Annotated in this window: 12 protein-coding genes; 4 read left to right on the forward strand and 8 right to left on the reverse strand. The window is 41.9% G+C overall.

The features are described 5' to 3' along the window. Positions 1 to 131 precede the first annotated feature (131 nt). The 4 genes from K6Y31_RS22470 to K6Y31_RS21285 are packed head-to-tail and all read left to right on the forward strand — an operon-like array spanning position 132 to position 5924. Positions 132 to 1535 carry a site-specific integrase gene (locus K6Y31_RS22470; RefSeq protein WP_040576533.1) on the forward strand — a complete coding sequence of 468 codons (1404 nt, stop codon included), beginning with the start codon at positions 132 to 134 and terminating at the stop codon, positions 1533 to 1535. After that, positions 1535 to 3457 (forward strand): hypothetical protein, encoded by a 1923-nt coding sequence (locus K6Y31_RS21275; protein ID WP_007146130.1) that lies wholly within the window; start codon positions 1535 to 1537, stop codon positions 3455 to 3457. The genes K6Y31_RS22470 and K6Y31_RS21275 overlap by 1 nt, the downstream gene beginning before the upstream one ends. Next, positions 3454 to 5523 carry an integrase gene (locus tag K6Y31_RS21280; RefSeq protein WP_014611288.1) on the forward strand — a complete coding sequence of 690 codons (2070 nt, stop codon included), beginning with the start codon at positions 3454 to 3456 and terminating at the stop codon, positions 5521 to 5523. The genes K6Y31_RS21275 and K6Y31_RS21280 overlap by 4 nt, the downstream gene beginning before the upstream one ends. Continuing rightward, positions 5520 to 5924, forward strand: a complete 405-nt coding sequence (locus K6Y31_RS21285) for a hypothetical protein (RefSeq protein WP_014611287.1) — start codon at positions 5520 to 5522, stop codon at positions 5922 to 5924. Before K6Y31_RS21280 ends, K6Y31_RS21285 begins: the two co-directional genes overlap by 4 nt. Positions 5925 to 6285: 361 nt before the next feature. Here the strand turns inward: K6Y31_RS21285 and K6Y31_RS21290 are convergent, their stop codons facing one another. From K6Y31_RS21290 to K6Y31_RS21325, 8 genes are all read right to left on the reverse strand, one after another. Then, on the reverse strand, positions 6286 to 7155 hold the full coding sequence (locus K6Y31_RS21290) for a LysR family transcriptional regulator (RefSeq protein ID WP_007146136.1): 870 nt from the start codon (positions 7153 to 7155) through the stop codon (positions 6286 to 6288). After that, positions 7143 to 8159 (reverse strand): phosphonate dehydrogenase, encoded by a 1017-nt coding sequence (locus K6Y31_RS21295; protein WP_233055057.1) that lies wholly within the window; start codon positions 8157 to 8159, stop codon positions 7143 to 7145. Before K6Y31_RS21295 ends, K6Y31_RS21290 begins: the two co-directional genes overlap by 13 nt. A 9-nt stretch (positions 8160 to 8168) precedes the next feature. After that, on the reverse strand, positions 8169 to 8975 hold the full coding sequence (phnE, locus tag K6Y31_RS21300) for a phosphonate ABC transporter, permease protein PhnE (RefSeq protein ID WP_007146138.1): 807 nt from the start codon (positions 8973 to 8975) through the stop codon (positions 8169 to 8171). Positions 8976 to 8984: 9 nt separating this feature from the next. Next, positions 8985 to 9848 (reverse strand): phosphate/phosphite/phosphonate ABC transporter substrate-binding protein, encoded by an 864-nt coding sequence (gene phnD, locus K6Y31_RS21305; protein ID WP_007146139.1) that lies wholly within the window; start codon positions 9846 to 9848, stop codon positions 8985 to 8987. Continuing rightward, positions 9845 to 10750 carry a phosphonate ABC transporter ATP-binding protein gene (gene phnC / locus K6Y31_RS21310; RefSeq protein WP_425435127.1) on the reverse strand — a complete coding sequence of 302 codons (906 nt, stop codon included), beginning with the start codon at positions 10748 to 10750 and terminating at the stop codon, positions 9845 to 9847. The genes phnD and phnC overlap by 4 nt, the downstream gene beginning before the upstream one ends. A 614-nt stretch (positions 10751 to 11364) precedes the next feature. Then, a complete protein-coding gene (locus K6Y31_RS21315) occupies positions 11365 to 12795 on the reverse strand; it encodes an IS1182 family transposase (protein ID WP_154904126.1) in 1431 nt (476 codons plus the stop codon). A 211-nt stretch (positions 12796 to 13006) separates the two neighbouring features. Then, complete coding sequence (locus tag K6Y31_RS21320; RefSeq protein WP_014611282.1) at positions 13007 to 13744, reverse strand: HNH endonuclease; 738 nt, start codon at positions 13742 to 13744, stop codon at positions 13007 to 13009. Positions 13745 to 13779: 35 nt separating this feature from the next. Next, a complete protein-coding gene (locus tag K6Y31_RS21325) occupies positions 13780 to 14724 on the reverse strand; it encodes an IS1595 family transposase (RefSeq protein WP_233055058.1) in 945 nt (314 codons plus the stop codon). Between the last annotated feature and the right edge of the window lie 165 nt (positions 14725 to 14889).

Below are 14889 nucleotides of genomic sequence, written 5' to 3' on the forward strand. Positions count from 1 at the left end.
CTACCTAGTAAAATCATAGTTGACATCTACCTATAAAAATATACAAATGAACATATGATTTATTAAGAGGCAATTTAGTGGCTAGACGAAGATTTAATTCCTCCAAACACTTTCGTTCACAAGCAAGAGTTGTGTATATAAAGAAATTTCAAGAAGGAAAAGCAATTTATACAAATCCAGCAGGTTGTCTTGAAGATGGTTGGCAATGGGAAAGAAAGCCTGGGTTTTGGCCAGAGATGCCAGTAATTTTGAATGGGAACGGAGTTCCATGGGATCTGGGCAATGCTTACCTTCTTTGCCACCTAAACACTGCTCTTAGATCAAAAATGGAATCAATCAAGGATCGAGCAAAAAGCTTGTGTTTTTATCTAAAGTTCATTGAAGACGAAGATCTAGATTTACTTGAATTCCCAGCGCAAACGAGAAGACGACCAACCTATCTTTTCAGATATAAACTACAAGAACTTATTGATCTAGGAATGGCTCCAAGTACCGCAAGTAAACATGTCGGCCATGTCATTGCTTTTTATAGAGGTATACTCAACCACAATCTTGTAGATGAGTCTCGTATTGGATCTAGACCATTTAGAAGCTTTAAGAGGTATGTTCAGACTTTGAATAATGAGGGTTTATCTCGATTTAAAGAGGTCCAAACAACCGATATTTCTATCAAGGTTACAAAAGCAGAAACTCGGCCAGACAGAATAATGGATGGTGGAGAATTGCGCCCTCTATCCATAGCCGAGCAACAGGCAATAATGTGGGGCTTGGAGCGAAAGTATTGCTCAGTAGCAACCGAATTAATTATGCTGACTATGCTCAATACGGGAGCGCGGATTCAATCAGCATGTACCCTTCGTGTAGGCCACATTAAAGAGGCATATGACGAACTTAAACGTACTGGTAAAAGTTGGGTTTTTATTCATTCTCACAGAAGTAGATTCCCAATCGATACTAAGTTTGGAAAGCCTAATAACTTTAGGTTCCCCAAGACCCTTATTGAGAAATTGTTCGTCTATATAAATAGCGAACTAAACGCTAAAAGAATGAAAAGCAGCTTCTTCGGTTTGAGCGATGAAAATTATGTATTCTTAACAGAGCAATCTAATCCATTCTATTCCTCGCGAAGTGAGATCAGGAAGAGGCAAGATGAAGCTGCTCATTGGGTTGTCAATGCTCCTGCATTCAGTCCTCAAAACGGAAGCACTTTTCGGGCAAATATTCGCAATTTCATTGCTCGTGTAAGACAAGATCGGCCTGAACTTGATGAGTTTGCGCCGCACGACCTTAGAGCTACCTTTGGTATGAACATTGTTAGAAAGCTTGCCAACGATCCTGAAAAAAGATTCACAACAACTCATATGGAACTAGCTGTCAAAACCGCTCTTAACCATAACGATATTGCTACTTCTAGACTATATGTCAATTTTGACGAAACGCTGCTTAACGTTAATTCGATTAATGAAATGCATGAAGCTATTATTCTTGACGGATACAAAGTTCTCGAAGCTATCTACGGGGAGAATCGAGTTTGATGGAGTATCGTCCAGAAATAATCATCCACATTACAGACAAGATAACAGAAGTTCTGAAACCCGAAATGACAGTGCTTGAATTCGATATCGACAACTCATGCAGAACTTGTGATGTAGGAAGTTGGTGTTACTCAGTAAGGAGTAATGCAAGAAACCCTAACCATAAGAGCCGTTCTGTCGCTAAGGAATCTATCGTTAAAGACAGGCTAAAGTATGTCGAACGAATAATCGAAGGACTACGAGCTAGCACATACAATCAAGCTACTGTTTATAGCCATGCAGGCAAGATAGCCAGGTTTATTGATTTCGCTGATAGTAAAGGGATGTCGTTATCTAATGATAAGGATTGGATTGAGTCGGTATATAGCTATTATGAACATCTAGTATTGAGCACGCGTTTAGCTGACGGTACGGAAGGTAGTTTGAAAGAGCGCTCTGCTTCAGCTGAACTATCATCTACCAAAAAAGCATTGGCATGGGCCTTGGAGTTAACAGATAACGAGGTCAGCTTAAAGATACCTCATATTAAAGAAGGTAAGTCAGAATCTCTTCCAGGAGACGACTTAGAACGCAACCAATTTGTGCAAGTATTGCTTGCTATTTTTGAGCGCTTCACAGACATACTAATCAATGAAAAACCGTTTCCTTTTGTATTAGACTTAAGTCATTGGGGCTTTGGTAAACATGTTTTCTCAAGATCTAGTCACCTGAGCAAAGCTTCATATACAAAATCTTTTGTGAATGATGATGCTGGCATTGTATCTAGAGAAGAAGTGCGTGGTCGATATACAGATTGGCGAGAATGCGTTGGTGTAATGTCTGTTTACGATAACTGGATCAAACGCCTAGACAAGACCAATAGCCTAAATACAGACTTACAGCGAAAGTCGCTCTATAACTCTGCAACGTATTGCTACTATCTTGCATTTATTGGGATTGTAGGTACCAATAATGGTGTCACCTCTGCATTAAGATTAAGCTCTTGTGAGAAATCTGAGCCGATCAATTGTAAAGCGCCTAGAGGCTACAGTTTCACTGGGCTAAAGGTTAGAGCGGGTAATAAGACAGTTTACCCAACAATGGGGAAAGAGTTTTACCAATTCCACAAGAAATATGAAAAGCTTCGTCAGTGGGGAGAAATTGAATTCGATTTAGATGTTCAAAGAGTAGGATTTTTTAGAATCTCTGGAATCGGTAAATGCGCCCCTTTGAATAAAGTCTCCATTGATACTCTTAAAGAATGGCTAATAGGACATTTACCTAATGTTAAGTGGCATACCCCTAGAGAGCTAAGAAAAGGTGTTTCATGGTCTTTTTGGAATCTAAGTAATGGTGACATCAATACCGTTGCTTGGAAACTACAGAATGACGTGAAAACTACCCTCAAGAGCTATTCCAATCCACCGAAGATAGCTGGATTAAAAGAACTTTCTACATTCATGAACGAAATGTGGAATGAAGCAATAGATTCATCGAGAAGCGCCAAATACATTCCTGTACAGATAAATAACGGTCTACATAAAACGCCTGCTGGCCACTGTAATGCTAACGATTTATCTCAAGCTAAGCGTAGCGAAGGTTTTACCGACTCAGCACCCGAGCCAAACTGCAGTAGAAGCGAAACATGCTTTTTCTGTAGGCATTATGTTTTACATGCTGACGAAGAGGATATTCACCTTATAACTAGTTTAAAGGTATTGCTTCCATACGCGCAGAAACGCGCAGCAAACGAAGCTTCCTACGCCATTAAGTTTGCACCAATACTCTATAGAATTGATGAAATACTTGAAGAGCTAATAAAGCAATTTCCAGCTAAAAAATCTTTAGTTGATGATGCTATGAATAAAGTAAAGCAAGGAGATTTGTCAAAGCATTGGCAGAGTCATTTTGATCTACTAGCTGATTTGGAGGCATACTCGTGAATGTTCAACTAGTACCCTATGACACTATAGGGATTGCTCAGCATACTTCGCCTGATTCACTATCTACTGATGTTTCTACCCCTGATTCTAACCATGTTATAAGTCGGCGAAGAAACGGAGACATTCTGTCTGTTTTTGCTGATAATGTTTGGGATTTTTCTCTATACACGTCAAGACCAAATGCTCGTATATATTTCGAAAGTATATTTTCCGAAGATCATGGAGTCTTTGAAAGACAGAGTCCGCTCGCCAATTCTATCATTCAAGATTCTAAATTAATCATTCTAAATTTATGGTATCGAAGACAGCTATCAGTAAACAGCGTAATGGCGCTATGGATACAAATAAAATACTTAGCAAGATATGCTCTATCTTCTGGAATTAAGTTCGCAGATGTTTTAGGTAAAACCGAATTTATCGAATGTAGATTGGAAGGGGCGGAAAGTCGGTACCAAGAGTGGGTTAGGCTTGCAAGTCTATACAATCTGATTAAACACCTCTCGCAACTATCGCATCAGGTAAACGATTTCAACCTTATACCCTCTGTGGATTTAACTAAACTGGTAGCTGAACAAGCTCAGGAGCGCGTGGATGAAGCAATTAGAGAAAAAATCCAAACACCTGTCATTCCAATAAGGTTGCTCAGCGAGCTTATCGAACAAAGTACCGAGACCTGTTTTAAGTTTATGGAGGTCGTAACGGAAGTAGAGAAAGCCTGGGAACATTACGAAGTGACTAAGGAGAGAGCAGAAAAAGGGGAAATCAAATTCGGGAAATGGCGTAAGAGTAACGCTACTATCGCTCGACAGGTATGGAAATATATTAAAGAAACATATCCAGATATCGCTAACCTATTAGAAGAGTTACAAGTTGATAGCATTCAGGAATTAACAAACTATATTAGCTATATTCAAAAAACTTCAGCAGCTATGATTTCTCAATTTACTGGCATGAGGGTCTCTGAAGTACGAGCAATCCCTTTAAATAGCTATCGAAGGGTTACTTATGGGGAAGAAGTAATTTGCGGGTTTGATAGCTATACATTCAAGTTTGCTGGTAATTCTCCAAAGAAACAGTTCTGGGTTACGGCAGATCAAGCAGAACTTTACTATCAGTGCGCTCTTGCCAGTGCAAGGTTAATCTACAGGTTCTATTATTCGCTGAATATGGATTCTGTGAATCAAGATAAGTACCCTCTTTTTCCTAACCATAGTTCGAGGGTTGACAGCGAGACGCCTATATTTGTTGTGAACCCTCGGCCATTCAAAGAGGGATGGAGAGCCAGTACTAACAATACACTGCGTCGAGAGGCCTTTGTCATTACAAATGAAGACCTAGAAGAGATGCAGAGTTTCAACCCATGGGTCGACTTTTCTAAAAAAGGTATAGATGTCGGCAAGGAATTCCCTTTTGCATGGCACATGTATCGCCGTTCATTAGTTGTATATGCTGCTCGTGGAGGAGTATCAATTCCAGTAATTGCCAATCAACTCAAACATCCAATAGAAAAAATGACGGTTTATTATACTGATGGAAGTGCCTATGCGAATAATTTTGTAGAGAGAGGTACCAATCAGAATGAAGGATTATTCGATTTTATAAATGAACTTCAAGAAGAAGTTTTAACCATGAAGGTTGATGCTATTTGTAATGACATTTCTGATTATGAAGGAATCCTATTTGGTGGCGCAGGTGCAACTCTTCAGAGGCAAAAAAATAAAGGTATACTCCCTTCAATCTACGAAGACCGCGCTCTAACTGAGAAAGAAGTAAGATCAGGCAGACTATCATATCGGAGAACTGTAGTAGGAGGGTGCTCTTCCATAGAGCCTTGCGATAGAGTCGCATTTACCTCGATTCTTCCATGTATCGATTGTAGTGATGCTATTTTCAACGATGACACTGCCGAAATCATGGCTGATCAAATCGAAGTATGGAAAGAAGAAATCTCCATATACGGTGAAAAAAGTCCCTTTTCACTTCAGCGAGAAAAAGAAATATCTGTTGTAGAGCAACACCTTGCAGCACGAAACAATTTAATTCCTGTTAAGGAGATCATCGAGTGACTGAATTAAGAGGCGAAGCTTTATACTGGGAAGCTTTTGAACGACTGAAGTCTGGGAAAGCTCAGATCATTGATACTAATTCTCCTTCCTTTAAATTCACTAAAGATAATGTAGCGATTGAGGCGGGTAAGAAGAAAGGGTTTGTAAAACAGGAAAGATACCCTGATTTGTGTGATTCAATTGAAAATACTGAAAACACGAGATGTTCTGCCGCTAGTAGAGATCCAGAAAATTCCGATTCGATAAAGCTTATTACATCTCAAAAGAAGAAGGCAAATGCTCGATATTCAAAACTTAAGGCCGAACATGACCTCTGTTTGGAGAAGATGATGAATCTTCTTAGAGAGAATTTCGAGCTACGTAGAGAATTACAAGAATTAAAGAAATCTAGTATGCAATAAAGTGTATCGGCCTTACAATTTTAATATGTGTCGTGACTAAAGCTGACAACCCCACTATGGCTTATTGGTCCGCAAAGCTGCCGCTCGGTAGCCTTATTTTAGATAGAGATAAAACAGCCAGTTTGAATCTTGAACCCGCCACCTAAAACAATCTCTTCTCTCTTGCCTGTTTCAGTATTAACTTAAACGGCTATCTTTAAATGTCGTAGTGACCAAATCTCCCAATATTTGCTCGAAAATAAACTATTCTGACCCAATGATCCTAAGAATCATTTGTGTTTTTAAAGTGCTTGCCTAGTCATACGTTGGGTGAATCTATATTTGCGTGGGAGCAGTATCATATTTTTTGTTAAAGATTGACCTATGAACTGAGTAAATATTCAACAAATTGCGGCTGTTTTTGCTGAATGGTCGATTGCTGCCGCCAGACCAGCTGGATGTCTTTTGTTAGCGCATGATCCTCTAAAGGGATTGCACATAAACTTCCATGTTGCACCTCATCAACAACAGACGATGCAAATACCAGCGATATTCCTATGCCTGCCCGAACCGCCTGCTTAACGGCCTCTGTGCTGCCCAGTTGCATTGATACAGTGGGAAAATGCTGGCATTCCTGCAAGTAGTTTTTGAGTATCCTTCCTGTTCCGCTGCCAGATTCTCCGCCTAACAAATTCAGCCCGGACAATATTGATTTACTGATCGATGACAGTTTTGCAAGTGGATGATCTGGAGGCGTAATCAAGACTAATGCTTCAGTTTTCCAGATTTGAGATTCAAAACCAGCTTTACCTGGCCACCATTCCATCAAGGCGATATCGATTTCAGCATTTTCCAGTTTTTCGGCAACGACTGGGTTGCTGTCTATTACGATATCCAGTTTGTCATTTATAAACGCTTGTTTATGCCGGTAATTCTGCAGGTAAGGCTGCAACAGATAAATGCCGATATTTGAACTGGCTCCAATTCTCATGGAGGGTTGATTCACAGCCAGCAAGGCTCTGTCTTGTAGTCGCAACATGCTCTGCGCATACGGCAAAAGACGAAGGGCATATTCAGTCGGCTGGCAACCGCTACGCACACGATGAATCAAGGATACGCAGAGCGTTTCTTCCAGCTTCTGAATATGCTGCGAGATAGTTGGTTGGGCTAATCCCAGCTGCTCGGCAGCTGCCTGAAAACTGCGCTGCTCAATCACCATGATCAAACTTTTCAGCCAGATCAGATTGAGCATGCTATTTCCTTTTGTGCGGGTAATTGGTTGGCCGGATCCAATGGAGGCTCGCCGTTCAAAACCCTGAGAATATTTTCAGCCGCACGTGTTTCAATGGCTAACCTGACCTTGCTCACCGCTGAACCGATATGTGCCGTGAACAAGGTGTTGGGATGTGTTAATAAATTGGGATTGATTTCCTTTGGCCTGTCGAGACGTGCCCAGTCTTCCATTTCAAAAACATCACTGGCATATCCGGCTAAATGGCCGCTATTAAGCTTATCTAAAATGGCACTTTCATCAACAATAGACCCACGGCAGGGATTCACCAAAAATGAACCGGGCCGCATCTGCTGTAAACGTTGTGTATTTAAAAGATGTTGCGTTTGCGAGTTTAATGGCAGTGCCATAATCACGATATCGGCCTGAGCAAGGGCGTCGTCCAAAGACAAAAATTCAAATTTTAATGCTGCTTGTTGTTCTGCATCCAGAGGCTGAGTGTCGGTATAGACTAAGGTTGCACCCCAACCGCTCAGCCTTTGTGCAATGGCCTGACCAATTGCACCCATGCCGATAATCGCAATAGTGGATCCTTCAATTCCCATTCCGTAAAACTGTGGAAGCCAGCCCTTAAAGTTTCCAATACGTACATGTTGATCCGCCGCCCGTATATGCCGAATTAATCCGACCATTAGGCCGATGGTTAATTCAGCTGTGGGTACTGTTAATAGGTCTGGTACAAAGGTCAGCCAGACATTGTGTTCAGTGCAGGCATCGACATCAAAATTATCATAGCCCTTTAATGCCGCACCAATGACCTTCAGTTGCGGGCAAGACTCTAAAAAAATGGTATCTACCCGATCCGGCATGAATACCATCAAGGCTTCTGCATCCTTCGCCCGTTTCATTGTATCGTTGCGTGATAAGCTGAACGGGGTCTGATTCGTGATCAACTCACAATGCGGTGCTAATATGGCCAACACCTCTTCATGTACTTTATGCGTAATTACCAATTTTGGTTTCATCGTTATCTCCTACTTGAATTTTTTGCGTAACAGGCCGCTCAAGGCATCGACCAATGTGACCATCAGCAGAATCACTAGCAGGATAGCCAATACTTCCTGATATTGCATAATGCGTAGTGAACCCATAAGTTCAAAACCGATACCGCCAGCGCCTACCATGCCCATGATTGTCGAAGCTCTGAAGTTATATTCCCAGCGATAAATTGCGACATCGGCAAACTGCGGCATCACTTGGGGAAGAATTGCGTGATAGAGCACCTGCATCGGTGAGGCACCAGCGGCACGGGCGGCTTCCACCGGAGCGTCATCCACGTGCTCAATCGCTTCGGCAAAGAATTTACCTACCATGCCGATGGAATGCAGCGCTAAAGCCAGCACACCGGGTAAGGCACCGAAGCCGACGGCAGCCACAAAAATAATCCCCATAATCAGTTCCGGAACGGATCGAAGGGCATTTAGAACGATGCGCGCCAGCTGAAAGATCACACCATGAGGTGAGGTATTACGCGCTGCCAGAAATGCCATAGGCACAGAAAATATAACTGCAATTGCGGTACCGGCAATACTCATTGCTAGCGTATCCAGCAAGGGTGAAAACCAGTTTTGAAGGTTGGTAAAGTCCGGTGGGAAAGACTCGCCAGCCAACGTTCCTATTGCAGGCAAGCCATTTGCCAAAATTTCGAAGTTCAGTACATTCACATACCAGGCTGCCAGCAGAACGATGACCAATAAGGTCACCACCTGCAGGGTTTTACGTTTCCAGTTCTTGCTGTAACTTTGCAGCACATCTGTTTGTGTAATCAGGTAGGTATTCATAAATCATCCTTACATCTTGGAAAAATCAAGATTCAGTAATTTACCCATAACACGTATCACGTCATAATCAGCATCGGTAATCGGTGCAAATCCCTCTGCTTTGAAATTCTTCAATATCTCTTTGTCATCCAGGCTGACAAACGCATCTTTAATTTTCACTTTGAGATCCTTATTAAGGTTGGAGCGCATTGCCCAGGGATATTGTGGATAAGGTTTGCTATAGCCCAAAACTTTAACTTTTGCCGGGTCAATGAGTTTACGTTCCACCACATACTTAAAAATCACCTCAGAGAGCCCGCCTGCATCTGCATTACCATTGGCCACATTGACAGCCACAGCATCATGCGAGCCGACGAAGTGTTGTTCGTAATCGGTTTTCGCTTCGATGCCGCCTTCCTCTAAAAGAACCGTTTTCGGGATGAGATGACTGGACGTTGAGGCGCGATCGCCATAGGCCATTTTTTTACCTTTAATGTCGGCATAGGAATCAATGCCTGACTCTGTATTGGCGATCAAAATGGAACGGTATGTCGGTACACCGTCGATTATCATTGCCGCAAACGGTTCAATATCGCTTTTTGATTTGGCCATCACATAAGACAGCGGGCCGAAATAGGCCAGATCAATACGGCCAAAGCGCATCGCTTCAATCATGGATGAATAATCGGTTGTGACTATTAATTCCACCTTTTTGTTTAACTTGGCTTCCAGATAATTTTTTAAGGGTTCATTGCGCTTGATTAGTTCGGAAGCGTTTTCATCCGGCAGCAAGGCGACTTTGAGCATATCCGGATCGGCATCTGCTGCCATACAGGGGCTTATGGCTGTCACCAGCAAGGTGGTGGCTAAGAGTATTTGTTTAAACAGTTTCATTTTGCTATCTCCAGTTGTGTTGCCGTTTTAGTGGGTAAATGTTGATAAGAAGAATTGGATTGCGTATCGGCGGTTTGTTTATCTTTTCTTTTGGGGTTGGCCGATTGTTGATAAATCAACTTGAGCTGTTTGTCATCGAGCTCTTGCGGAGCGGCATCAAACACCACTTGGGCTTGAGCTAAACCAATGATGCGATCGGCAAAACGTTTGGCATATTCAAGCTGATGCAATGAGACGATAGAGGTAATGCCGTCTTCGGCACAGATTTGTTTCAATTGAGACAAAATTTTTTCGGATGTGGATGGATCCAGGCTGGCGACAGGTTCATCCGCCAGAATAATACTCGGCTGCTGAGCCAAAGCTCGGGCAATACCTACTCGTTGTTGCTGGCCACCTGATAATTGATCGACCCGCACCAGGGCTTTGTCAGCAAGGCCAACGCGATCCAGACAATGCAATGCCAATTCAAGATCGGTTTTGGGTGGCGGCAATAAACTACGCCAGAATGAATGATATCCCAGTCGCCCCATGAGTACATTCTGCAGGGCTGTGTGACGCAGAATCAGTTGATGGTGCTGAAACACCATCGCGGTTTTGCGTCGATGCCGGCGCAGTATGCCTTGATTATCCAGTATTCCGAATTCAGCAGAAATCACTTTACCCGAGGTAGGTTTCACCAAATGATTCAGTGACCTCAATAAGGATGATTTTCCCGCACCTGATAAACCTAGCAGCACTGTGAATTCACCACGTTGAAAGTTGATTGAGGTTGCACGTAATGCTTCAATTCCGCCGGGATAGATTATGCCAAGATCGTCTGTGGACAGAATTGGCTGAGGTGAGTGGCTTAACGTCATATCATTACCTTTCGCAATAATTGTCACCGCTGTATTGCGGTTCACAATCGAATACTAAGGTTTGAATATGACAGAGAAATGAAGCTTAGATGACTATTTTATTTCATAGCTTGACTGACTGGAGTGAAAAAGAACTCACGGGGACAGTACTCTATATGGGGGGTTGAGCACAAAACTAACATTTTAAGAATGCAGGAATATTAATGACTCTTTGTTGAAATCGATCATTTTTGGTTGCACTAAATACCACTGGCATCGAGCACAAAGCGCTACCTATTAAATCCTCAGAAAACAGCGAGCAAGAAGGTTGGAAGTTAGCTAGTTTTTTTTCGGTTCATAATGATCGCTTTGCTCTTGAAGTAAGCTGTTTTTGGGTCAGTCAAACATGAACGCTTTTGAAGCAAAGCCTTAATTTTCCAGCACCCTAATTCATGACGATTAGGCCACGCTCTATTTAACCTTCAACGGCAGTTCATGGCACAGGCTGTGTGAAAACGATAAATTTGACGGTTTAGTCTGTTCTCGATCGATATTCAATCGGCTGGCTCTGTTAGTTATCGCTAAATAGTGATCTTGGTTTTGTAGTGTTGATATGAGACGAAAGTGATGACTTTGGCCTTTTAGTAGGTATTGAGAGTTAAATAAACAACAAATTGCTTTTATCGACGAATGGCCGCTATCAGCTCAGATGTTCCCATAATGTTCATCATTCGTTTTAGATTGTAGGCAAGAACATGCAGATTCATTTCTATACTCACATTACATTTTCGCTTCATGAGAAAGTGAGTGGCCCCCATCCACATTTTAATGGTGCCAAATGGGTGTTCAACAGTCTGTTTACGAATCACAGGTAAGTCTGGATCGGCATCTAGCCTTTTTTGCATTGCATCAATTTCTTCTTCGTATATCCACCGTCTCATTTTCCTGGGCTCGCGTAATGAGGTAGTGCATTTTGATCTTATATTGCAGTCTCTACAGGCGATTTGATTGACATAGACTTTTTGTTCAAGACCCGCCTCAGTAACATTGCGTCGATGCGGTAGTTCATTTCCAGCTGGGCAAACATAGATATCCTGAAGCTCATCATATTGAAACTGTGCTTTGTCGAATATCCCTTTTTTTGCCGAACCTGAGGTGTTACTTTGTGGCACATTAACTGTCATTCCAAGGTCTTGCGTGGCCTTAATATCTCGACGACTGAAGTAGCCTTTATCGGCAATGATTGTTAGATCCTTCTTTCCTAGTGTTTTCTGAACTTGCTCTGCTACTAGGCTGAGTTGCCCTCTATCCGTTGTCATTACAATATCATGACTCACAATAAGATGGTGCTTTGTATCAACCGCACTTTGGACATTGTAACAAACTTGCCGGTCCATATGATGAGTTTTCATTAAACGTGCATCTGGGTCTGTTTGTGACACCTGTTTATCAGGATGCTCATTCACTTGTTTTTTAATTTCCTTTAGCTCAACTAAACGTTGCTTAAGCCATGCTAATTTAGATGCTGAAACTGTATTACTTGTACCGTTTTCAGCGTTATCTTTGGCATCCATTTGGCCCAAGTATTTTTGGATGCTCTTTTCGACTCGATCAATATGGAACTGTACTTTACTGGGTGTGTAATTTTTTGACTTGTTGTTTACCGCCTTAAATTTACTTCCATCAATAGCAAAGACGGAATCATCAAACATATTTAATTGGCGGCATAACTCAACAAACTGGCGACAGGTATTTTTAATCCCTTTGCCATTATTCTTTCTAAAATCAGCAATGGTTTTAAAGTCAGGTGTTAATCGTTCCAATAACCACATCAACTCAACATTTCGGTGACTTTCTTTTTCCAGCCTACGAGATGACTGGATTCGGTTGAGGTAACCGTAAATATAGAGCTTTAGCATAGTTGAGGGGTGATAGCCTGGACGACCAGTACCTTTAGGCACCATTTGTTGAAACCCTAAAGATTCCAAATCAAGCTCATTCACGAAAACGTCAATAACCTTAACTGGGTTCTCAACGGAGATAAAATCATCCAATACTTCTGGGAATAAAGTGGCTTGATGTCGGCCTTGGCCTGAAATGAAACGAGACATGGAGAATAACTCCGAGAAGATTAATCTAACTACTAGAATATATTCTAATGATTAGCGAATCTTGATCAAGAGTTTTCACACAGTCTGGGCACATTTACGACTGAGCCTTACTTGCTAATTGTGCGTTTTAGTTCGCCTCTATTTCAATAGTTGAGGCAGTGCTGACTTTTACATTTCTAGAAACTATATTAAAAATGTTTGGTCAGAAACATTAAGATTTGCAGCTTGAATATAATTTATTAAATTTCCTAGCACCCTTATCACTATAGGAAAGGCTGTACTTCTCAATCAAATACTTCCAGTGGCTCAAGTACTCACAATGGTAATCTTTATTCGGTGGCATCCATCTATCCGGACCCTTTGCGCTTTTTGACTGGTTTAACCCATCATCAACAGCTAGTAGATTTTCATAATCATTGGCGAATAAAGCCTTCTTACTCTTTGACCAAGAAGCCCCGCCATGACGGTGAGCCCAAGCCAAAGGAATAATGTGATCAATATCTAGATCGCTAGGCCTTGTGTATTTATTCCCGCTGTATGGGTCATACCATACGCCGTTGCTAACATAGCATCCGTCAGGAGACATCTTAGCAGGCTTAAGCGAACTTGACGCAAGAACCTCATGGCGAGTATTAATGCAATCTCGATCTTTATCTAACCAATGATCCCAATCATCCCTATTATATACTGAACTAAACTGGCGCTTTTCACGCCTAGCTTCTTGGGTAGCATTTTCAACTTGTAATTGAGCACGTTTACATTTTTCTGTGTGACAATGATATTTGCCTGTTTTAGACGACGTATGTCCTCCGTATTTGTCAACGCCTCCAGGATGCGCTATTGCTAGTTGAGTACAAAAAGAAAAGGCCGTAGCAAACAAAAATAACGTCTGAGAAAATCGTCGAATAAACATATTTATTTGGTTAAAATGTCGTGCTGAAATAAACATAAATATCACCAAAATGTTCTTATAAAGTTACCTGATTACCACCGAGTTTCAGCTAACTTGAGCAACCGCCCTGGCATCGGTGCTGTTTGAATACATGAATAAATGAGTTGTTCGAGCATTTTCTCGAGATTAAAGCGTCGATTGAACTTAAAGCAAAACTCTCCAAGATATCGGGGTAAATGTTTCTTGTTGATGGCATGGTAAGTCCCATGCATCGAGTTTTTCACATTACTAATCATGGTGTTGACCCACTGGAAATAGGGCAACTCCACACAGTCAGGGCCACCGCCGGTAACAATAGCCTGATGAAAACTGTCTGCTTGCTCAACCCCTCTAAAGCAAGCCAAGCCATCGGATATAACAAGAGATTTCGGCGTCAAGTGAGCTTTAGCCCAACTGGTTAGCTCTTTAGTTTTAAAGCCCTCAACCGCGCTAAAGCGCATGCGGATTGGGTGGCCGCTCTCATTCATTGAAACGGCAGCAACGAAGGGGCGTTTCCCTTTTGCGCCACGCCCTCGTGTGCCGCGCTGGACACCGCCCCAGTAAACGTCATCCAGTTGGATGAAACCATCAAGCGGTGTTTCATCATCTCGTTCTTTCATCGCCTGCATTAGCTTGTGTTTCATTCGCCATGCTGCGTTGTAGGAAATTCCGAGTTGACGGGAAAGTTCTAGTGCAGAAATACCATTTTTCTCTTGAGTCATAAGGTAAATCGCCAAAAACCACGTTCTGAGCGGTAACTTTGAGGCGGAAAACAGCGTTCCAGCTGTCAAAGAAGCTTGATGATGGCATTGGTTGCACTGGTAGAGCTGACGAGATTTTAGCTGGCAATACTTATCATGGTTACATTGTGGGCAGCGATAGCCTGTCGGCCAGCGCATATCAAACAGCCGTTTCTGGCACTGTTCTTCGTCACCGTACATCAATATAAACTTATGAATTGAAATGCTTTTTTGAAATTGAACCTTGTTCTTCGCCATGCTGGATACCCTTCAAACTCACTCTCAATAAGTGTAGTTCAATGGAGCGGAGTTTAAGTGGTAATCAGGTAAAGTTATGTCAACTTATTATTAAAGTGGAATCCCGAAAAAAGTAGATAGTTAAAGGGCTGCGAGATAATGTCTACTAAATGCCTTGACAGGTAC

Source organism: Motilimonas cestriensis (assembly GCF_021295315.1).
In the GTDB taxonomy this organism is placed as follows: domain Bacteria; phylum Pseudomonadota; class Gammaproteobacteria; order Enterobacterales; family CBDFNC01; genus Motilimonas; species Motilimonas cestriensis.

Bases quoted from the DNA above. Each gene is read 5' to 3' on its own strand.
- K6Y31_RS21290 (WP_007146136.1), bottom strand. From the start codon at position 7,155: ATGCTCAATCTGATCTGGCTGAAAAGTTTGATCATGGTGATTGAGCAG.
- K6Y31_RS21315 (WP_154904126.1), bottom strand. From the start codon at position 12,795: ATGTCTCGTTTCATTTCAGGCCAAGGCCGACATCAAGCCACTTTATTC.
- phnE (WP_007146138.1), bottom strand. From the start codon at position 8,975: ATGAATACCTACCTGATTACACAAACAGATGTGCTGCAAAGTTACAGC.
- K6Y31_RS21320 (WP_014611282.1), bottom strand. From the start codon at position 13,744: ATGTTTATTTCAGCACGACATTTTAACCAAATAAATATGTTTATTCGA.
- K6Y31_RS21275 (WP_007146130.1), top strand. From the start codon at position 1,535: ATGGAGTATCGTCCAGAAATAATCATCCACATTACAGACAAGATAACA.
- K6Y31_RS21325 (WP_233055058.1), bottom strand. From the start codon at position 14,724: ATGGCGAAGAACAAGGTTCAATTTCAAAAAAGCATTTCAATTCATAAG.
- phnD (WP_007146139.1), bottom strand. From the start codon at position 9,848: ATGAAACTGTTTAAACAAATACTCTTAGCCACCACCTTGCTGGTGACA.
- K6Y31_RS21295 (WP_233055057.1), bottom strand. From the start codon at position 8,159: ATGAAACCAAAATTGGTAATTACGCATAAAGTACATGAAGAGGTGTTG.